The sequence below is a fragment of the Chryseobacterium oncorhynchi genome, assembly GCF_002899895.1.
GTDB classification, from domain to species: domain Bacteria; phylum Bacteroidota; class Bacteroidia; order Flavobacteriales; family Weeksellaceae; genus Chryseobacterium; species Chryseobacterium oncorhynchi.
Map to the genome: position 1 here is coordinate 904,043 of NZ_PPEI02000001.1, position 21,342 is coordinate 925,384.

Sequence of the window (21,342 nt, forward strand, 5' to 3'; positions counted from 1 at the left end):
TTTTGAATTACATTCCTGCTTAAATAATTATAGCATTAGGGTTATGGTTGTAGCTAATTGTTATTTAAAATAGTTTTTTTTCGTATTTCCACTACCCCAGCCTTAGTCAATTTAATACTAGAGTATTTTCCATGGGTATCTTTAATAAATTCAACGGTTCGGTTATCATCATCTGATCTGAAGAATTTATTGTCTGATTCCGGAAACAGTTCAATATCAAAGTCTTTATAATAGAGCTTCCCGTTTTTTTCAATGATTTTAATATCTTCATAGCTTCCCGTAAAGAGCTTATAAAGAGACATATTGTTTTTATTAGCTTTCTGATGATGGTATGGAAGCTCCACATCTTTACCAAAGCATATTGCAGCTAATCCATACGCAAGCAAGTAAGATGGAGACTGATTATTAGAAAGAACAACGATAAGCAAATCATCATCTGTATAACGGTTGAGAGAAGTCATTGCTCCGAAAAAACCACCGTCATGAGCAATTAGTCGATGTCCCTGATTATAAAATGGATTGATCAGAAAACCATATCCGAAGTTTTGTTCGTTATATGAAGTAAACATCACTTGCTTCATTTTATCACTTAAAACTACTGTACCGTACAGAGCCTTATCCCACTTTAGCAGATCATCCGCTGTTGAATAAATCCCATCATGTCCAATATTGAACACCCAATTGATATATGGATTTTTATTATAATTTTTCCCTGTCCTGATATATCGGTCAGCCATATTGGGTATCACTTCGTCATTGGTTATAACGCCTGTTTCATTCATTTTCAGAGGATCAAAAATATTCTCTTTTAAATACATCGAATAGCTTTTGCCACTTACTTTCTCTATAATGCGTGCTAGCAGATAATAACCAATATTACTATATGAAATCTGCTCTCCGGGTGTAAATAAAAGTTCTTTTCGAGCAATATAATTCAATACATGATCCTGAGTTAAAGAAACTTGGTTAAGGTAAAGTTCATCAAAATCCATTGGAAGCCCCGACATGTGAGAAAGCATCATATGAATTGTAATTTGATCACCTTTTGGAAAACCAGGAAAATATTTGTTTAGAGTATCGTCAACGGATAAAAGTTTACGCTCTGCTAATTGCAGAATAGCTGCTGCCGTAAACTGTTTGCTTACTGAAGCCAAGCTGAATTTTGTATTGACAGTTGTTTTTATCCCCCATTCGTAGTTCGCGTATCCATAAGCCTCCCGTAAAAGTAAAGAATCCTTTTTTACGATCAATACAGTCCCGCTAAACCCATTGATATCTGCCTGGGCTTGCATATAACTTGACATTTTTTTAGAGAGACTCATTTTATTCTCGGTTAAACTACCTTTCTCCTCGATTGTTTTGGTTTGTGAAAAACCATTGAGAGGGAGTAAGCTAATTCCTAAAAAAAATAATACTTTTGAGTTTATCATGCTTGTTAGTTTTGAACATATTTTTTTCTAATCAAATGTATATCTTATTTTTGAGTGGGCTTTGTTTTTTATTCAATAGGTCATTTGCAATCTGTACCATTCCATTATTACTGCCTCCACTCCAAATTGCCCTTCCAAAAATATAACTCGTTGTATATTCTTTCCAGGTGCTGCAATATCTTTTCAATTCCTGATGGGATTTTGCTAAATATTCTACGAATTCTTTTTCAGAAATATGATCTAATTCGTAGCAGCAACGTGCTAAAAACACACCTCTTCCATAATTCCAACCGCTATCTTTTATTTCTTTTAACTGAGCAAAATCTGTGATAATATTCTGCTCAATTAATTCAGGAACAACATTATTCAGTTTTCTGAAAAGGCCTAAATAATAGTCAAAAACTTTCTCTTCGTTTGGTATATTTGATCTTAGAATATCAAAATAGTTTTCTGAATTTTCAAATGCTCGATATACAGTATCAAGATTTTCATCTTGATTTCTTGTGTGCAAGCTTTGGAGAATTTCTATAGCTTGATGGTGGTCTGATATTCCCCAATAGGTGTCAACTAACTTTGTAACATCTGATTTGTCTAAACCTGTTTGATAAGAATTCAAGTATGCCGACTGTTGTTCGGCATACATTGAACCTATGAGCAAATGATCTAGAAAATAGCCACTTACAATGTTTTCATCATTTAATCGTATGCTTTTAAATGAATTTAACAATTTTGAAAAAAAACCCATATCACTTTAAGTTATTTTTAGGTTTGAAAATTTATCTTGTAAGATTTTGACGAATTTTTCACCAACTACCTGATATTTTGCTCTTGTTTCTAATTGTTTTTTTAGATTGAGCATATCTTCCGGATCCACCATATAATTAAGTCTATCATGAATTTCAAGAGATAAAGGACTTCCGTCAATATCAAAAGTGATAACATGTGTTTTGGGTAAATATTCTTCTGATGATTTTGCATAAACACCCAATTGCGATTTCAAAACACCTCCATACTGGAGTTTGGCTGTTTCAATTCTAAAATTATCAAATACAATGTGTTCATCTAATTCGCCAACGGTATCAGTGCTGAAAAAATGTAAATCGTTTCCGCTTAAAACCCAAAAACAATCTGTTTCAATTCTTTTAAGCTTTACTCCTATTGCAGATAATGCTACATTTTTTATCCCATCAGTTACAAGCTCCTGTACTTTGTTGGTTATTGACTGAGGAACAGATGCAGAAGTAAAAGCATCAATGGGTTTACCTCTCATCCATTGTGTTAATTTTGAAAAATCCTGTGCTAAAAGCTCTTGTTTGTATTGGTTGTATTTATTTCTTTCAGAATCTAAGTTAATTTCTGATTTTGCGGTTTTATGTTTTTTATTCATGATGATCATGAAAGCAATACCTGCAATTATTAATACGACTGGAATTAAAAATAATGTGTTCATTCTTTATTGGTTTAAGTTTTTTGTTTAAATGTTTGTTGGATTTATTTTTTTAGGCTTGTCTTTAGAAAAAATTCCATAAACGATGAGTCCGATAATCAATAGTATGATGAGTTTCCCTCCATATTGTGTGTAAAGCCCAAGCTTCAAAAAATTTTCTTTATCTAATTTATTTTCGCTCACTATCTGATCAAGCTCTTCATTAGTTAATTCGAAATATTCATCACTATCTTTTTTTGCCAAAACCAATTTGGGTTCCTGCGTTATCCAAGCTGGAATTATCCAGGCAATATTATATTCCTGGTGCATTCTTGCTAAATCCAGGTATTCTTTTGAGTCTTTACTCACAGCATACTTCTCCGTGTCGGGTAAATCTGCTATAATTTCTATTTTGTCAATTTTACCAAACGGAATTTTTGCTTTTGCTGATACAAAATTTATTGTAAACATTGAAACAAAAGATAATAAGAGAATTTGTTTTATCATTTTTCGATATTTGATTTTGGCTCATATGTACAATCAGACAACATTGTTGGATGTTACAATGCTTATATGCCTGAGAAAAGTATTGTTGAGCTATTACTAATTTATGGTTTTAACTTATGGATAAACTGTTCTATTTCAGATGGACTTAGTTCTGTTCTTGTGTCTGTTGCCTGTATATTTTTCAATAGTTTAATATGGGCAACTCTTAAAGCATCTTCAGCTTTCACCTCCTGATCTGGAAGTCAGTAGTTTTTTCATGAGATATCTGTATTTATTTTTTAGTAATTTGAACCTCCGCCTTCATGGAATCTCTTGTTAAGATGACAGAATTTACTTTTCCATTACTGAAATCAAATTTTAATACGTTCGGATAATCTACAATTTTAAAAGTCCCATTTTTCAGATACTGCAATTCGTTCTCATTTTTTCCTTTAAAATATCCCAAGAATAGAGATTCAACATAGAGACGGTTATTCTTTTCTACAATTTTAGTATCTGCACCCTGTCCATAAAGAAAATCGTTATACGTTCCGATAAGTTGCTTTTTTAAACTCAAAGGGAGTTCCTGAATGTCTTCATTGGATATTTTCTTATTCCAGTTCATTAGGGTCAGAAGCTTTATGCGGGCATCGTTCATCACGGGAATACGATTAGGCTTTTCACCATTTGCAAGAATTACAAAACCATTTCCATCTTCCATAGTAGCAAAAATACTCCCTCCCACTCCAGTATTAGAACCATTGCACGTAAACCAGTCATAGTTGTTGTAAGCAACAGACTTTTGCCATCCATAGCCCCAACCTCCAACGGCATTTTTTAAAGCTGTTACTTCTGTTACTTTTTTGGCGACCTGATGAGAGATTACTTTGTTATTTTTATTGCGTAAAGCATTTTGTATCTCAATAGAAAGCTTAGCCAAATCTGTAGGGGTAGACCATACTCCTGATGCTCCAATTTGCGGTGTAATAGGTAAGCCTGTTTTAATAACTTTTCCATCTTTATCGTGAACAGAAGCAACATTTGTTGGAAATCCTTTTTCATTAGGCTGTATCATGGTGGTATTCGTCAAGCCAAGAGGCGAAAAAAGATGTTCTTGTGCTAGTTCTGCAATAGATTTATTCAAAGTATCTTCTAATGCCATTTGAACAATTACATATCCCCCACCGCTATATTCAAAGCTGGTTCCCGGCGTGAACAGGAACTCAATTTCCTTATCGTATCTTGGTATTTGTCCTAAAAGACTTTGTTTTATAGTTGGAATTACATCTCCCTCATAATAGTCCGAAAACCCACCTTGGTTTGTCCCCGAAGTATGATTAAAAAACTGTTTCCAGGTTGGGCTATTATTTTCTGTAAATTTACTTTTTGGTAAATGCCATCGTTTTAAGTACTTATCAATAGGCTCATCCAGGTTAATTAAGCCTTTTTCTTCAAGAATATGGCAAAGAAGTGCTGTGATTGGCTTTGTAATTGATGCTGTAGAAAAAGCAGTGTTTACATCCAATTTTTCTTTAGAATTCATTGATTTCACTCCTACCTGATTTGAATATACAATCTTGTAATTTTCAAAAACAACAAGGCTCACCCCCGGAAGCTTATACTTTTCTAATTGTTGTTCGACTTTTAAACTATCTGTAAGAAATCTAAAGTCTTTTTTTTCTGCAAAAACTTTTCTACTTGTTTGGCAACTTGAAACCAGTACCATAAGGATTAGTAAGTAAAAGGTGCTTTTCATTGTATCGTATTTTGGTTAAAAATTTATTTCGATACAAAGATGTGGAAGACATTAAATGTATGCGACCGAATAAAATTAATCGATCACATTTATTCAAAAAAATAGGTGCGAATCTTTCAAAAAAAGGTACGAGTAATCACAAAATACTGAATTACACACTTTTGCGATAAAAAGTAGGTGTATTTCCGGTGTGTTTTTTAAAAGCAGTATTAAAAGAAGATTTTGAATTAAAGCCAACTTCATACAAAATTTCAAGGATGGTTACCTTACTTTTTGTATTGTCTTTTAAAATATTCATCGCACTCTCGATCCGATAGGTATTAACAAAATCATAAAAATGCTGTCCTAATTGATGATTGATTAAAAGAGACAGGTCCCGAACAGGAATTTCAGTCTCTTTAGAAACATCCTGAATGGTTAGTGAGGAGTTAAGATAAGGTTTTTTCTCAACCATATATTTTTTTAAATTCAAGAGTTCTTCATTATACTCTCTTTCATGTTCTGGTGATTGTTCATTGTTTTTTTCTTCGGAAACAAGCTCGGAAACAAGCTTTAGTTTTGAATCAATATTTCTAAAAAGACCTGGATTATTTAATGCCTTAAATAGATACCAACAGAAAATAAAGAGAGAAGATATCCAAAGTCCGATCTTGATCCATTCCGAAATGTATGGATAATCAGAAAACTTAAAGATGTTTTTTAAAAGAGCTACCGTATATAAAATGGTCAATACAATGGTAAACTGAAATAGCCAATTATAGGAGTTGATGCTTTTCCCTGCATAATTTTCAAGATAGAGTTTCTTTGATTTTCTTAGCACCCTAAAAACAGCAATGATGTATATAACGATCTGAAGATGTATTAAAATATGAATGAATTGGAACTCTATCATATTTTGGCGATTCTGAATAAAACTCATTTTCGATGCTGCATCTACAGCATAAAAACGAGGAAGCAAAACCAAATTAACAATTAAAAAGGGAAGCAGATGTAGTAAATATTTCGGCTTTAACTTAAAATCAGAGTAACAAACTGATATTATATAAAGATAAAAGACAGGAATTTGTAGGAAAGCGAAAGTGGTCCTAAACATTCCCAGGTTTGATGGGGCATCAGTTAGCATGTTAAACAAAGGCTCACTAATATCTATTGCATTTAACAGTAAAAAAACAGCAAACAAAGAATTACTTGTTTTGTACTTTGTTTTAAGTGTAATCAGGAAAAATGCAAGAAACAAGGAAATGAATAAAGAGATTATATTCACAATAATTAATAAATTAATTTTATCCATTTCTTACTATTCTTTGTTTATTATTAGTTTATTTTCAGACCTTGTATTATAATCTTTACAATCTCTTTAGATTTAAAATCTGACAGATGCAAATATAAAAATTAGATTGACATTTCCAGCGTTTTTTTATTATGCAAAGCAATGTGTACTTATGTCGTGCAGGGAAAAAGATCATCCAAGTCACTTTCTTAAAACATGCATTGAATTTTATCACAAAGCTACTATTCTCTTTTACTTTGAGTTACGTGTATTTTTCAAATTTTCATTAGGTATATTAATTTGTTGGAAAACTTTAGATCAGTAGAAAATTTAATGCTTAGATTTACTCAATAAACCGATCTCATCTTTACCTGAACCCATGAAAAAAATTATATTAACAAGATTTTTCTCTATTACACTGTGTTGTTTATTGTGGTCACCGGTTTTTTCTCAAACAAAACCTTACACACCTGTTTCTAAAGAACTGTATAATACAATTATGGAGAAAGACAGCATACTTTTCAACGTGGCCAATAAAGGAGATATTGATCAACTTAAAACCTTTTTTACCAAAGACCTTGAATTCTTTCATGATGTTGGTGGTTTGGCAGGATATGAAGAGACTGTTGATAATTTTCGGAGAGTGGCTAAAAATTATTCGTACACCAGAAGAGTACTTGTACCAGACAGCGTGGAAGTATACCCTATTAAAGATTATGGAGCTATCCAATCAGGATTGCATCAGTTCTGCCGTTTAGAAAATGGAATTTTAACCCATTGTGGAACTTTCAAGTTCGTTCATATTTGGAAACATACGGAGGAGGGCTGGAAAATTTCAAGAGTTGTCAGCTATGGACATTAAAGAATATCCATCAATTTTTCTAACAAATCAGCAGCAATCGGTATTCACCATCCTTTTCAACAGGTGCGCGATGTACACAAGGTAAAACCTTTTGCTCCGGATGATCTACAGTTAATCTCCAAAGATGTCCTAAGCCCAAATTAACAGGTTTTGCATTTGGTTTAGGAGAATAATGAAGATCAAAATAATATTCTTTCAAAAACGCTTCAAATTCATCTTCTGTACCGTTGTGTAATTCTTTCAGCTTTTCCCTAATTTCCGGAATCAAAATCTTTTGCATTGCTTGATCATTAGGCAAGATATCACTTGCTGCACCATAGTAAGTACATAAAAAAGTATCAGTACTGACAGGTGAGCGATCTACATGATAGGAATACACATCTGTAGAAATAAAATCAAACTCGTCGTCTCTTTCATAGCTTTTAAGCAAATTAAGAGAGGGCACTGCTCCAAAATCAGTTAATGCCTGCAAATCCTTTAAAATAACTTCCCGTGCAGCACTTCCATCTTCCGTTAGCTGTAGTTCTAAAAGATCTTCAACAGAAATTTCCGTAACATTTTCTTTTAATTGAAGTTTAGACACAATTTCTTCAAAATCTCCATGTAAGCTTCTATGCCAACAAAGCGCATTGTTATTCCCATGAAAATCAGTATTTACCAGCTCTGAGAAACTGGAAACCATTTCAATTTGATTATTGTCAGCAAATGTATTGTCCATATATGTAAGAAAATGTCTGATCATTTAATTCCAGACAAAAATAATGAATAAAGGGTTGTATAGGTTCTATACGAGCAAATAAATATAGAAAAAAACAAGCAAATACTGCCTTTATAAATTTATATATTGGTAATCAAATTCCTACCCATTCTCATATACATATTATTTTGAAGTGTGATTGCAATTCAATATCTTAGTATTTGTAAAAAAAATAAAATACAAGACACTTTACATAAGAATTCACATCTACATCCTTAGAATAGTAAAATTTAATTATTATTCTCGCTTTTTAATAAATAATTTGAATATATAATCATTTTTAATCTAAACACAATTAATGAGATACCCGTACGTAACGAAAACATTAGTCTTACTGATTTTTTTTTCGAACTTTCTCTTTTCTCAAACAAAGCAAGAAATTGACAAGTCCTTAAATACAGAAAACAAGGGTTGGAATGCACAGAAAAATATAGATTTTTTGAATTCAATTTACCAATCATCTTTAAAAATTGGTTATGAAGCAGGTATATGTAAATCTCTTTTTAAAATCAGCAATTGGTATATGCAGAGAGGAGAATACAAAAACGCGATTCCTTATCTTGAAAAGTTAGAAAACCTCTCCATTAAGAATTCAGAAAACTATAAATATAAAGTAAGAGCTCTACAAAGTAAAGCATTTGCTTTTACAAATTTAGGATTTTATAATGATGCGAATACAGCTATTGATCAATCTCTGTTAGAAAGTGAACAATTAAAGAAAGATGATGGAAATTTCGCCAAAGGAAATGGATACGACTTAAAATCAGCTCTTTATATTGAACTAAAGAAACATGAAGATTCAGTCTTATTTTATATAAAGAAATCACTTGCATACTATCTTAAAGTCAAAGACAAAATAAAAAGAAAGGAAGGTACAATAAAGGCATATATTAACATTAGCACAAGCTTTCTGGAGAAAAAACAAATTGATTCAGCTTTATTTTATTCCTATAAAGTCTTATCAATGAAAAATATTGGGGTAGAATCAGAGTCATATGTTTTACAAACTATTGGCTCAGCTCATATACAAGGAAATCATTTGGACAGCGCTCTTATTTATAATAAAAAATCAGAAAAAATATTACAAATAACAAAGGATCCATTTGCTTTGAAAGCCTGCTATCAAAATCTTTCAGAAATCTATGATAAGCTCAACAATAAAGACAGCGCTTTAATTTACAGTAAAAAATACGGGAATCTGGTAGATAGCCTATCTCTGGAGGATAAAAAAGATGCCGGTATAGCATCCCAAAATATAAAAGAAGATGTTCAAACAGAAAGTCAAAAGAAGCAATATTCCCTATATTGGATAATAGGAGGTGTAATTGTTCTGCTAAGCTTAACGTTATTATTCTCCTGGAATCTTTTAAAAAACTATCTCGGAGAAAAAAAGACAAGCCTAAAAAAGAAAAAAATTATTGAAGAAAAAGAGATTGAGCTTGAAGAATTGAAAGGTAAAGTAAATGATTCTTTTAAAGAAGTTATCGAGCTTGCCAAAACCAATGATCCCTCTTTTCTTGGAAAGTTTATTGAGGTATATCCTGAGTTCTGCAACAAGCTCTTGCAAATATGCCCGGACCTATTGAATTCTGAACTATCTTTTTGCGCTTACCTTAAACTTAACTTTTCTACAAAAGAAATAGCAGAATACACTTTCGTCGCTCCAAAGTCAGTACAAAACAGAAAAAATCGCATCAGAAAAAGATTGAACATTCCCTCTGATGAGGACTTATATATCTGGATCAGTAAAATATAAAATATCATACACCCCAATCGATTATACTATCTAAAAGGGTGATAAATAAAAAAGACGGCTCTTTCGAGTCGTCTTTTTTTTATTCTTTAATGATTTTTATCGTTGTATTTTATTATCAAATTTCCTCTCCAGTATATAACCTCTCATTAAAAGTTTATTCATAGGAATCTTCCCGTTTTTTATTTCGTTTACATCCGGTACTTTTCTTCTTTCTATATCTTAGATTTTAACGTTATCATTATTTTTTTTTGACATAATATTTGTATTTCCCTCTCAAATAGGTAAAAACACACATACCCTTTAGATACCCAAAGCTACTTAAATTATTGATTTTCAATACAATATAAAACAACAATACCCTAGAACAAGAAAACAACTAACTTTTTCTATAAAAACACCATACATATAATAAGAGTTAAAATCCAGAAAATACATTAAATCAATTGATTTTAAACTACTTAACGCGAATAGGTATCTAATGGGTACTAGCAGATTTGTTCCATAACATGCTCTTTACCTAAGTTCGCATCGAGAAAAAAGAACAATCGTAAAATTTTAGAATTATTTAAGATTTCAATTAATTTTTCAGAGCATAACTCCCTCAAAAAGCTCAATTTTTAAATGAATACTATGATACTCTAAATGCAACCCTTTGGGGTTCATTTGTTTTTTTTATCAAAATAAGTTCAGGCTACACAAAAACACACATTCTAAAAACACATAAGCCATTATGATGAAAAATTCAATCTTCACAACATCGAGCTTATTTACATCCCTCTGGGCTGATATTTATCTATCAGCTCAGGTTTCAGAGCACACCTTTATTCACAGACTTCGAAAATGCCTGCGTGCACCTCCTATATATTAACAGCTTACTTTATTATCAGCCAGAACCTATGAATTGTGAGATCTTAAATGTATTTATTATTTCATCTTTTTATTAATTCTTTATACATGCATACAATGAAAAAAAATATTATAGCTATTTCATCATTTGTGTTGAGTACGTCTGCCTTTGGGCAGGTTGGTATTAATACGGCAATTCCCAATGCTACTCTGGATATTACAGCAAGTCCTTTAGATCTTTCTAAAATAGACGGTTTTATTGCACCTAAATTAAAGGGTTCCGAACTAAAAGCTAAAGATGCATTGTATGATATTCCTCAAACAGGAGCCATTGTTTACATCACTGAAGTTCTTCCCCCGGCAAGCGTTACGCCTAAAACAGCAAACGTAACCACATTAGGGTATTTTTATTATGATGGCACTAAATGGCTACCAATTGCAGGAGTTACTACAGACGACTGGCATCTCACTGGTAATTCGGGAACTACGCCTGGCACCAATTTTATAGGAACTACTGATGACAAAGATATCATCTTAAAAAGGAATAATGTTCAGGCTGGTTGGCTCGGTACTACGAATACTACTATAGGAAATAATGCAATGCTTTCAACTATCACCGGAGCAAACAATTCGGCATTTGGCCGGGCTGCAGGATTTGGTAATAATGCTGGAAACAATAATACAATGTTGGGTTATCAGACAATGTACCAATCAGTAGCAGGTTTTGGAAGTAGCAATGTTGCTGTAGGTGCAAATGCTTATAGCGGAACTTTCATAAGTACAGTTGGAGCAGGTTCTAATAATACTATTGTTGGGGCAAACGCTGGACAATTAGTTACTGGGAGTAAAAATACATTCCTAGGAAATAATGCTGGTTTTAAAAATGTACAGGAAACATTATCAGGAAGTAACAATACTCTTATTGGTGCAGACACTTATCTTCCTACAATAGCAGGTAGTAATCAGCTAAACATTAATAATGTCATCTTTGGAACGGGTCTTTCGGGAACTACTACAGTTCCTCTAGGAAATATTGGTATAAGAAATAATGCTCCTACTGAGGCTTTGGATATAGATAAAGGAAATTTACGTATCCGTACCATCACCAGTAATATCGGAGGTAGTGGTGATAAAGTAGTAGTAGCAGGCTCAACAGGAATCTTAAAAACAACAACTTTAGATGTTGTTTCTGTTCCGTTACCTGCCGTTATTTCTTTAAATACTAAAATAACTAATTTTCTGAATGGTGTGGGATCTGGAGGAACGCAAACATTAACCAATATGGGTATTGTAAAAAATGGAATTCCAGGCTTTTCATTAAATACAGCTACTTCGAATGTAACAATTCCTGCAGGAACTTATCAAATTAGTTTTGTATATGAAGGCGTGCATGATGCTACAGGATGTACACTGAGTTCTTATTTTGTAGATTTTCCTGATGGAGGCGGTACGCAAAGAGTTCACTCTACAGCTGCACACAATGAAGGAGTTCCATCTAATCATGGAGGTACAATTACTTATACAGCAGTAATTCCTTCTACAAGAACGTGGCAGATAAGTTTAGGACGTGGTGCTTCCGGAAACTGTTCAGCATTACCGGGTAATGATTTGTTCGCAAACTCTACACAAGTTACTTTCTTCAGGATAGGAGATTAATAAAACTAATAAACTTTAAATATATACATCATTACACTTTATAATAATTATTAATATTTAGGAGAATATAGAAAATAATGCAATTTTAAATTAATTGATACAACCAATTTAAAAACAAACACTAATCCCTAATTTTTTTTGATCTGGGCAGGTTTAATTAGAATATTTTCTAATACTATTTCTGCCCAGTATTTTTAACCTAAAAAAACGACAAAACTTTCAAGCTAAGATATTATAATAGATATTCATTGAAGAGAATAGCTTTAATTTCATAAAACAAACACAAAAAACACAATGATAAAAAACATTTTTTTAGCTTTATTATTTCTGATAGGCTATACGAATTTATACGCCCAATGCCTTCCTAACCCCAATGCAAAACAATCGTGGTGGTTTGGGTATGGATCCAATGTCAGGACCGGCAGTGGTGGGTCTACCATGCCAGGAGATAAAATAAGAATCGATTTTAATGGTGGAACAGCTACCCTAAATAATCCAACTTTCGGGCAAGGTGACAAGACAATGGGATATGAAGGTTATGCCGTAGCCAACGATCCTGTTACAGGAAATCTGTTATTCGGAACCGATGGATACTATGTTTACAGAGCATCAGACGGAGCTAAGGCTACTGGAGGAGGAATAGGAAGTAACGTTTCTACGGGAGATGCTGCTGCAATTATTCCCGATCCTGCCGGGACAGAGGGGCGTAACTATATTGTTATAGGAAATAGTAATACGGGAAGTGTAGGAGGCTCGCTAATTGGAGGAAAGTATGATCTACAAACCAATACAGTATCAGGAATTACCACATTCGTAAACGGTACTACTACCGAGGGGATGGAGGTCATCCCTAAATCTACAAACAGCAGAGAATCCTGGATAGTAGTTCTCAACCAGAATAGCACAGTGACAGTGTATGAGTATAAGCTTTCCGGCTTTAATCCTACACCTATTTCTACATACACATTCCCCGACAGTGCAACACCTCTTACGGGAGAATCCATTAGCTGGATACCCCAGCAACCCGATAAGATCTTAATGAGCAAAAGTAAAGTAATTGTTCTTGCCAATTTCAATCGTGCTACTGGAGTCATTTCCGGGCAACTTGCTAAATTTACAGGAAACGATATCAAAAGCTCCTATGGACCGGCGTTGTCTCCAAACGGAAGATATATCTACTATGCGGATATATTAATGGGACCGTTATATCAATTCAGATATTATGATATCACGACTGGTACAATGACCTCTATTCCTTATTCCAGATCAATATATGGGATGAGAGTAGGTCCGGACGGAAGGTTGTATTTCGCAAACAGTAGTAACGGAACCACAATTTACTTGTCATACATTGATGACGCTAATAATCCGCCGAGTATTGCTGCAGGTATTTCTGATTTTAATACGGGAGGGAGGAATTCTTCTCTCAAATTACCAAAAACATATTGGACATCGACAAGCATAGATATTCCAACAGTAAGTACAACGGCGGCCACTTGTTTCGCCAATGGAACAGCAACAATAAATAACTACAATGCTTCTTATACATACAATTTTACACCAGCAGGGCCAAATGTGGGTGCAGGGGGTATAATATACGGGATGACGGCTGGAACAAGCTATACTGTAAAAGCAGATTTTAGTGGATGTACATCTGCAGCAAGTAACTCGTTCAGCATTGCAACACAACTTACTGGCGGATCTTGTAATCCATGTACAGCAGAACGAATCGCCAACCCTACTCTTATACAAACTGCCGGAAGCTTTGCCAATTGGACTTTACTTAATTCTGATGTAGGAACTTCTCCCAGCCAAAATGGTGTAGTATTTATTAGAGATGGTCAAATTAATGATCTTACGCAGAATATAACTAATGTTAACTCACAAGGTAATATTTCTCCAACATTTAACATTGGTGTAGGAGCTTACGATGCACTTAGCCCTGTAGATAGTAAAATGGCATATCTTGAATTTTATTATGCCGGAGTACCATATATGCGCATAGAAACCAGAAATGGAGTAACAGCAGGGGGTGCCTATGTGTATTATTATAATGGTGCAAGTGGTAATTACAACAGAATACCTATGAATGTAACGGCAAATATTGCGAACATAACCGCTAATATTGCATTAAAATTACCTGCTAATGTACCCAATTCCGGGCAATTAAAATTTTATTATAATGGTTCCGGAGCTAAACCTGTTGATGATTTTTATCTTGGTCTCGTTAGCCTGAGTACTACTATAACTATACCAACACCTACTATTTCTGCTAGTACTGCAACTACATTCTGTACAGGGGGAAGTGTAATTTTAACTTCTTCTTCAGCAACAGGTAACCAATGGTACAAAGACGGAAGCATTATTCCCGGGGCAACAGCACAATCCTATATTTTCAATACTTCGGGAACCTATACTGTAGTTGTAACAACTGGCGGTTGTTCAAGCGCAGCTTCTGCAGGAACAACGGTAACAGTAAATCCTAAACCGACAACTCCCACCATATTGGCTGGAGGAGCAACCACATTCTGTACAGGCGGAAGTGTAATTTTAACTTCTTCTTCAGCAACAGGTAACCAATGGTACAAAGACGGAAGCATTATTCCAGGAGCAACAGCACAGTCCTATATTTTCAATACTTCGGGAACCTATACTGTAGTTGTAACAAATGGCGGTTGTTCAAGCGCAGCTTCTGCAGGAACAACAGTAACAGTAAATCCTAAACCGACAACCCCAACCATATTGGCTGGAGGAGCAACCACATTCTGTACAGGCGGAAGTGTAGTTTTAACTTCTTCTTCAGCAACGGGTAACCAATGGTACAAAGACGGAAGCATTATTCCCGGGGCAACAGCACAATCCTATATTTTCAATACTTCGGGAACCTATACTGTAGTTGTAACAAATGGCGGTTGTTCAAGCGCAGCTTCTGCAGGAACAATAGTAACAGTAAATCCTAAACCGAAAACTCCCACCATATTGGCTGGAGGAGCAACCACATTCTGTACAGGCGGAAGTGTAGTTTTAACTTCTTCTTCAGCAACGGGTAACCAATGGTACAAAGACGGAAGCATTATTCCAGGAGCAACAGCACAATCCTATATTTTCAATACTTCAGGAACCTATACTGTAATTGTAACAACTGGCGGTTGTTCAAGCGCAGCTTCTGCAGGAACAACAGTAACGGTAAACCCAGCACCGCCTACCCTAACTGTTTTAGCGGGAGGTCCAACGACATTCTGTACAGGAGGAAGTGTTGTTTTAACTTCTACTTATAACACGACAGGAGCTTATCAATGGTATAAAGATGGTGTACTGATCCCAGGGGCTATTTATTATCAATATACTGCTACAGCTTCAGGTGTCTATACTGTGACAAGAGAATTAGGAGGATGTACAAGCCCTGCTTCTGCTGGAACAACGGTAACAGTAAATCCAATACCGCCTACTCTAACCGTTTTAGCGGGAGGTCCTACTACTTTTTGTACAGGAGGAAGTGTTGTTTTAACTTCTACTTATAATACTACTGGAGCTTATCAATGGTATAAAGATGGTGTACTGATCCCAGGGGCTATTTATTATCAATATACTGCTACAGCTTCAGGTGTCTATACTGTGACAAGAACATTAGGAGGATGTACAAGCCCTGCTTCTGCTGGAACAACGGTAACAGTAAACCCAGTACCGCCTACTCTAACCGTTTTAGCGGGAGGTCCTGCTACTTTTTGTACAGGAGGAAGTGTTGTTTTAACTTCTACTTATAATACTACTGGAGCTTATCAATGGTATAAAGATGGTGTACTGATCCCAGGGGCTATTTATTATCAATATACTGCTACAACTTCAGGTGTCTATACTGTAACAAGAACATTAGGGGGATGTACAAGCCCTGCTTCTGCCGGAACAACAGTAACTGTAAATTTAGTTCCCGCAACCCCAGTAATAACAGGTAATAAAACAAGTATCTGTACAGGAGAAAGTATTACGCTAAGTATATCTGTTACTGCAGCCTCTTACCAATGGTATAAAGACGATGTTCTAATTCCTGGAGCTGTTTCTCAAACGTATGTTGCAACATTAACTGGTAATTACAAGGTTCAAATAGTATCAGGAACTTGTTCTGCAACATCAGCAAATTATAATATCAGTAATTCATCAAATTGTTATTGTACAAAACCCGGAAACTTTTCTACAGGAGGTCTCATTACTAAAATTGGGATTACAGGAAAAAGTAAAATAGCAAGTTGGCCGGAAAGAGTGCCCAATGGATTCATTGCTTTAGATTCAGATACTAAAGGGTTTGTTATTACAAGACTTCAGAACTCCGGTATGGTTCCAGCAGCACAATTAAAAGAAGGAATGCTTATTTATGACATTGATGCTGATTGTATTAAACTTTACAATGGAGCTACATGGAACTGCATCAAAAGAAGCTGCAACGAATAATTTTTTAATACTTCGTCTTACCTGTAATCTCAGGTTATGGGTAAGGCTTTTCTCTTTAAATAAAAAAAATGAAAAAAATAATATATAGCACTATCATTTGTTTGTTTACTCAAATAACATCAGCTCAGGTAGCAATAGCAAAAGAAAACGTTGACGGAAATAATACTATTCTTGATTTCAATAGTACCCCAACAAATACTCTGGGACTTATCCTTCCTGCTGTGAATAGCTTAACGGCATTAACGGCAAGTAACAATGGGACTTTCTTGTTTGATAAAACGGATAAAAAGGTTAAAATGTATGAGAAAAATGGATGGGTTCCTCTTTCTGATGCAGGAGACGCCAGCGCAATCATTCCTAATTCTACCCCTGAAATTGGTAGAGAAGTTATTATAGGAGCTCCGTCTAGTCCTGCTAAAGGAATTCTTGTTCTAGAATCTAATAATAAGGCATTGATATTACCTAAAGTATCAAACCCTCATATCTCAGTAAAGAGTCCCTATCCGGGAATGCTATGTTATGATACTGCCAGTAAGTCTCTTGCGGTATTTGACGGAGTTAACTGGAACTATTGGAAATAAATTGAAATAGCAGAGAAATATTTTTAAAAGCGTCAGTATCTAGCTATTAACCAAACAGTTTATAGATTGATAATAGATTTATATAGCTTTTCTAAAGTGTATGGGTATTATCAGAGTATGGTTTACAAAAGTTATTTTATTATAGAAATTTTTAAAATTTAAAAAGTAAATGGAAAACTTTAAAAACATCCATATTGGATCACTTATTCGTCAAAAAGTTGAGGAAAGTGAAATAGAAATGGATAGAATGTGCAATTTTCTGAAATGTTCTGAAATGGAAATCGAGAAAATGTATAACGAAATGGATCTGCCAACAAATACTCTTTTAGTTTGGAGCAAACTATTGGAATATGATTTTTTCAGAATTTATACTCAACATCTAATTCTGTATTCTCCTCCTTCATTATTATATTCAAAAGAGCAGAAGTTTGAAAATCAAAATCCTTTGTTACCCAAGTTCAGAAAGAATATTTATACTATAGAATTAATTGATTTTATTCTTGAAATGATTCAAACAGGAGAAAAGACAAAATCTCAGGTTATTAGTGAATATGGGATTCCAAAAACAACTCTTTTTAAATGGATTCAAAAATATAGCAAGAATTGAAAGTTTTAAAATATCAATAACCAAAAAGTTAAGCATCATAGACAGGTTAGCTGAATAATTTTCTACCTAATATTAAAAAATACATTATGAATACATCTCAACCTAATTACAAAAGAATTTATACAGATATTCTTGACAAAAAATTTTCTCATAAGAAAACTGAATGTCAGAAGCTTCTTAGAAAGCAGAAATTATCGGCATTGGATGTTATAGAATTGAATAAAATAATATACGGTCAAAATACTGATGGTACTGAAGATAACCAAAAACATCGTTCTTACTCTTCATCAGATATTATTCAGATGTTGGATTATCAAAAGAAATATAACCTCAATAATACTCAATTAGCCAATCATTTTAAATTAAGCAGGAATACTGTTGCAAAGTGGATAAAAGACTTTGGTTTAAAATAGATTATACATTTTTTAATATCTGAAGTGGTACTTCTTCATAAAACTTGTTGTTTATTAATCCGTGCTCTGGAAAGCTAAATGTTTTCCGGAGCATTTTCATTTATCAGAAAGATTGTGACTGATAAAAAGCTAAATATTTTTTACGGAAAACCATAAATTATATATTGAAAATACCTGTAAGTTTGGTAACAGAAAAACAATCTTAAAAAAACAGATCCAATAAGTTGTTTTAAGAAAAATGTATATTTGCCCCCCTGTAATCAGGAGAAAATTTAAGAAATAGAAAAGTGTCTAAAGAAAACAAAAGATTTTATTTTAGAATTGATACCGAACCCAGTGAAGCGATTGAAGTTTTTGTGGGGCAAAATGCAGGAACTCAATTAAACAATGACATATTGAATGCCAAGGAGGAAGTTTTAATTATTTCGCCTTATATAGATGAAACAAAACTGGATGACCTCATCGCCTTAAAAAACAGGAATGTAAACGTAAGATTAGCATTTAGTGATCTGAGACCAGAGCAATATACGAATATTCTCCGAAAGCTGATTTATCAGCATAAAGTAACTGATATAAAGAAAAAAGAGAAAAGAGAAAGTCAGAAAAACATGCTTTTCTTCTCCTCTATTATATTATTTTGTCTGGGAATTTTTTCACTTATTTATTTCGGGATGCATGTGATAGATGACTTGAAAGATTCAAATAACTTCCTGGCTATACTTGTTTCTCTCGGATCTTTTTATGGGTTTTATAAATGCTGGGAGATGAAAGCAGCCGTTGAAAAAACAGAAATTTACACTTATCATTATTCTGAAACGTTGAATTTCAAGTATGTACGAAATAGCCGATATGACAACAAATTCGTTCATTCAAAAATTTATGTGATAGATCGAAAAATTGCTTATCTCGGTTCACTGAATTACACCAAAAGTGGCTTTACTACTAATTTTGAATCCCGCATCAGAATTACTCAAAGAGAAAAAGTAAATGAGTTGGTCCACTTTGTTCATGACATTTTTGAAGATAATATCAACCTCAAAAAACACGAACTTTTTTATCTTGGAAAGAAAATCTATAGTGAGGAAATGTATTAAGGTATATCTATAAAAAAACAGCGGTCTTTTTGAAGACCGCTGTTTTTTTATAGATATTTTGAATTAGAAGAGATTACTTCTTCATTATCTTCTCTGTTACTGTTGCAGATTTTGTTTTTAGCTTGATGTAGTAAATTCCTGTTTGAAGAGAGGATAATACTAATTGCTCCTGAGCCATACTTAAAGCCCCTTGCTTTACAGATTGTCCTGTAGCTCCATAAATCTCATAGGAAACTAAAGGCTCTTTACTTTTAATATAAAGAACATCCTGCACAGGATTTGGATAAACCTGTATTCCTACCTGAGAAGCTGAAGTTTCTACTACTGATAAACTGCAAGCAGACTTGGCGTATTTTGCAAAAAATGACTGAGATTTACCTCCTGTTACGTTAACAACCATAGTATCTACACCATCATTGGAAGCGGTAAATAACTGGTCCTGAAAAAAACCACCCAGTAAGTAATTACCATCCTTATCTACTGCAATGGCTGTAAATTCATCCTGAACTTCGAAATTACTATGGATTTCCTCGGCTCCTATCACAGCACCATTATCTTTGTTAAGACGTACTAATAAAGGATCTGATAAATCTCCGTTAGGACGTACCATAGAGTAACTTCCCCATATATCACTTTTACTTGCCTTGGCAAAAGCTATTTCGTTTCCGTTAAGAACAATTTTTCCTTTCATAAAACGATATCCGACGGAATTTGTGAAACCATCAGGAATCTTCGTCCATTTAACTGTTCCATCTGCAGTAAGCCTCATAACAAAAGGCACCTGCCCCTGATAAGATGGTACCGGAAAGGTATAATTTCCAAAAGTAGCGGCAGTAGTTCCTGTGTAATAACGTCCTGAAATATAAATATCTGAAGAACTTGTATCTTTTATAATGGAATGAATTTCATCATCCATAAAATTTGGCAAATCAGTTGTAAATTCTTTTCTCCATACCTCTGATCCATTACTGCCATTGAAAGCAAGCAAATAGGCATCTTTTGTAAACGGAATATCATTGTATGCAAAGCTAGCCAAGATGCTACTATAATCTCCGTACATCCTTTTGCCTGCAAGATAGTAACGGTCTAAACTTTCATCATACATCAAATTCACTTTTCCATCTGCTACTCCTACACTTAAGTCTCCTGTGATGGGAAGCAACAAGGGAGTGGCTGGTGTCATATTCCCATTATTATAATTGAATTTAACTAAATAATATTGATATGATGTAGTATAGCTAGCTGGTACTGTAATCAACCCATCTAAATGAGTTCCTGCTCTAAAACCTAAAATGGCATGAATATTTTTGGAAGAATCCATATACATCATTTGAGTATCAGATTGACGTAAAGCCAGGCTTACATCTCCCTGCAAAGGCTTACTCCACGCCAATACACCATTGGATGTATTGAATTTCAATAAATGACCTGTTTTACTTCCCGCATCTACGGTATTCTGATCAACAAAATTAATAAAAGGCATGGCATGAGAATCATCAAAGTGTATAGGAACAGAAGTTGGATCGCTAGCATATGCTTCATTAAGAAAGCGCCCCATGATATATAATCCGCCATTATTATCTACCTCTATGTTCCAGGCAAATTCATTGAATCCACTACCACCTATGGTTCTTGACCATCTTATATTCCCCTGACAGTCTGTAGAGAAAAGAAGAAGATCACGGAGTCCATAGCTGGTCACGGGTGTACCATCTAAATTTTGCCCTTGCGTCCATATACTTGCCAGATAATAAGCATTATTATTGTTGTCTACTACAATATCCCTTATGGATTCGTCATCTAAATACTTAAAAAAATCTGAATCATTACCCGTTTGGCCCCCAGCTTGTTTGGCCCATTGCCATTGATAATTTTGGCTAAAGGATAATAACGGTAACATCAAAAACAGTATCCATAATTTGCTTTTAGATTGTATCATAAAATTTCATTTAGTTA

The 21,342-nt window shown here is 34.1% G+C and carries 16 protein-coding genes; 8 read left to right on the forward strand and 8 right to left on the reverse strand.

Going from position 1 to position 21,342, the window contains the following annotated elements; genetic code table 11:
- Positions 1 to 53: 53 nt before the first annotated feature.
- From C1638_RS04135 to C1638_RS04160, 6 genes are all read right to left on the reverse strand, one after another.
- Positions 54 to 1,430 carry a serine hydrolase domain-containing protein gene (locus C1638_RS04135; RefSeq protein ID WP_228428018.1) on the reverse strand — a complete coding sequence of 459 codons (1,377 nt, stop codon included), beginning with the start codon at positions 1,428 to 1,430 and terminating at the stop codon, positions 54 to 56.
- A gap of 31 nt (positions 1,431 to 1,461) precedes the next feature.
- A complete protein-coding gene (locus C1638_RS04140) occupies positions 1,462 to 2,157 on the reverse strand; it encodes a DUF1266 domain-containing protein (RefSeq protein ID WP_228428020.1) in 696 nt (231 codons plus the stop codon).
- Positions 2,158 to 2,181: 24 nt separating this feature from the next.
- On the reverse strand, positions 2,182 to 2,880 hold the full coding sequence (locus C1638_RS04145; RefSeq protein WP_109618451.1) for a hypothetical protein: 699 nt from the start codon (positions 2,878 to 2,880) through the stop codon (positions 2,182 to 2,184).
- Between the two features lie 24 nt (positions 2,881 to 2,904).
- Positions 2,905 to 3,363, reverse strand: coding sequence for a hypothetical protein (locus C1638_RS04150; protein WP_109618453.1), 459 nt, complete (start codon positions 3,361 to 3,363; stop codon positions 2,905 to 2,907).
- A gap of 271 nt (positions 3,364 to 3,634) precedes the next feature.
- On the reverse strand, positions 3,635 to 5,098 hold the full coding sequence (locus C1638_RS04155; protein ID WP_109618455.1) for a serine hydrolase domain-containing protein: 1,464 nt from the start codon (positions 5,096 to 5,098) through the stop codon (positions 3,635 to 3,637).
- 151 nt (positions 5,099 to 5,249) lie between these two features.
- Positions 5,250 to 5,990: a helix-turn-helix domain-containing protein gene (locus C1638_RS04160; protein WP_228428022.1), complete on the reverse strand. Its 741-nt coding sequence runs from the start codon at positions 5,988 to 5,990 to the stop codon at positions 5,250 to 5,252.
- A 757-nt stretch (positions 5,991 to 6,747) separates the two neighbouring features.
- Here C1638_RS04160 and C1638_RS04165 point away from each other — a divergent pair.
- Positions 6,748 to 7,230: a nuclear transport factor 2 family protein gene (locus C1638_RS04165; RefSeq protein WP_109618459.1), complete on the forward strand. Its 483-nt coding sequence runs from the start codon at positions 6,748 to 6,750 to the stop codon at positions 7,228 to 7,230.
- 19 nt (positions 7,231 to 7,249) lie between these two features.
- Here C1638_RS04165 and C1638_RS04170 read toward each other — a convergent pair whose 3' ends face one another.
- A complete protein-coding gene (locus C1638_RS04170; protein WP_109619083.1) occupies positions 7,250 to 7,948 on the reverse strand; it encodes a DUF1826 domain-containing protein in 699 nt (232 codons plus the stop codon).
- Positions 7,949 to 8,510: 562 nt separating this feature from the next.
- On the opposite strand from C1638_RS04170, the gene C1638_RS04175 reads away from it, so the two are divergent.
- The 7 genes from C1638_RS04175 (at position 8,511) to C1638_RS04205 (ending at position 19,386) form a co-directional block, all read left to right on the forward strand.
- Positions 8,511 to 9,743, forward strand: a complete 1,233-nt coding sequence (locus C1638_RS04175; protein WP_165826496.1) for a helix-turn-helix transcriptional regulator — start codon at positions 8,511 to 8,513, stop codon at positions 9,741 to 9,743.
- 963 nt (positions 9,744 to 10,706) lie between these two features.
- Complete coding sequence (locus C1638_RS04180; RefSeq protein ID WP_109618463.1) at positions 10,707 to 12,245, forward strand: phage tail-like protein; 1,539 nt, start codon at positions 10,707 to 10,709, stop codon at positions 12,243 to 12,245.
- 294 nt (positions 12,246 to 12,539) lie between these two features.
- Positions 12,540 to 16,691 carry a beta strand repeat-containing protein gene (locus tag C1638_RS04185; RefSeq protein WP_109618465.1) on the forward strand — a complete coding sequence of 1,384 codons (4,152 nt, stop codon included), beginning with the start codon at positions 12,540 to 12,542 and terminating at the stop codon, positions 16,689 to 16,691.
- A gap of 68 nt (positions 16,692 to 16,759) precedes the next feature.
- Entirely contained in the window at positions 16,760 to 17,272 is a 513-nt protein-coding gene (locus C1638_RS04190; protein WP_109618467.1) for a phage tail-like protein, read from the forward strand.
- Between the two features lie 169 nt (positions 17,273 to 17,441).
- Positions 17,442 to 17,879: a transposase gene (locus C1638_RS04195; protein WP_109618469.1), complete on the forward strand. Its 438-nt coding sequence runs from the start codon at positions 17,442 to 17,444 to the stop codon at positions 17,877 to 17,879.
- Positions 17,880 to 17,965: 86 nt separating this feature from the next.
- On the forward strand, positions 17,966 to 18,292 hold the full coding sequence (locus C1638_RS04200) for a transposase (protein WP_109618471.1): 327 nt from the start codon (positions 17,966 to 17,968) through the stop codon (positions 18,290 to 18,292).
- 287 nt (positions 18,293 to 18,579) lie between these two features.
- Positions 18,580 to 19,386 (forward strand): phospholipase D-like domain-containing protein, encoded by an 807-nt coding sequence (locus C1638_RS04205; protein WP_109618473.1) that lies wholly within the window; start codon positions 18,580 to 18,582, stop codon positions 19,384 to 19,386.
- Positions 19,387 to 19,459: 73 nt separating this feature from the next.
- On the opposite strand, the gene C1638_RS04210 is transcribed toward C1638_RS04205, so the two are convergent.
- A complete protein-coding gene (locus C1638_RS04210) occupies positions 19,460 to 21,325 on the reverse strand; it encodes a T9SS type A sorting domain-containing protein (protein WP_109618475.1) in 1,866 nt (621 codons plus the stop codon).
- Positions 21,326 to 21,342 lie beyond the last annotated feature (17 nt).

Bases quoted from the DNA above. Each gene is read 5' to 3' on its own strand.
- C1638_RS04190 (WP_109618467.1), top strand. From the start codon at position 16,760: ATGAAAAAAATAATATATAGCACTATCATTTGTTTGTTTACTCAAATA.
- C1638_RS04195 (WP_109618469.1), top strand. From the start codon at position 17,442: ATGGAAAACTTTAAAAACATCCATATTGGATCACTTATTCGTCAAAAA.
- C1638_RS04165 (WP_109618459.1), top strand. From the start codon at position 6,748: ATGAAAAAAATTATATTAACAAGATTTTTCTCTATTACACTGTGTTGT.
- C1638_RS04135 (WP_228428018.1), bottom strand. From the start codon at position 1,430: ATGATAAACTCAAAAGTATTATTTTTTTTAGGAATTAGCTTACTCCCT.
- C1638_RS04160 (WP_228428022.1), bottom strand. From the start codon at position 5,990: ATGATAGAGTTCCAATTCATTCATATTTTAATACATCTTCAGATCGTT.
- C1638_RS04150 (WP_109618453.1), bottom strand. From the start codon at position 3,363: ATGATAAAACAAATTCTCTTATTATCTTTTGTTTCAATGTTTACAATA.
- C1638_RS04210 (WP_109618475.1), bottom strand. From the start codon at position 21,325: ATGATACAATCTAAAAGCAAATTATGGATACTGTTTTTGATGTTACCG.
- C1638_RS04180 (WP_109618463.1), top strand. From the start codon at position 10,707: ATGAAAAAAAATATTATAGCTATTTCATCATTTGTGTTGAGTACGTCT.
- C1638_RS04155 (WP_109618455.1), bottom strand. From the start codon at position 5,098: ATGAAAAGCACCTTTTACTTACTAATCCTTATGGTACTGGTTTCAAGT.
- C1638_RS04170 (WP_109619083.1), bottom strand. From the start codon at position 7,948: ATGGACAATACATTTGCTGACAATAATCAAATTGAAATGGTTTCCAGT.
- C1638_RS04175 (WP_165826496.1), top strand. From the start codon at position 8,511: ATGCAGAGAGGAGAATACAAAAACGCGATTCCTTATCTTGAAAAGTTA.
- C1638_RS04200 (WP_109618471.1), top strand. From the start codon at position 17,966: ATGAATACATCTCAACCTAATTACAAAAGAATTTATACAGATATTCTT.
- C1638_RS04145 (WP_109618451.1), bottom strand. From the start codon at position 2,880: ATGAACACATTATTTTTAATTCCAGTCGTATTAATAATTGCAGGTATT.
- C1638_RS04185 (WP_109618465.1), top strand. From the start codon at position 12,540: ATGATAAAAAACATTTTTTTAGCTTTATTATTTCTGATAGGCTATACG.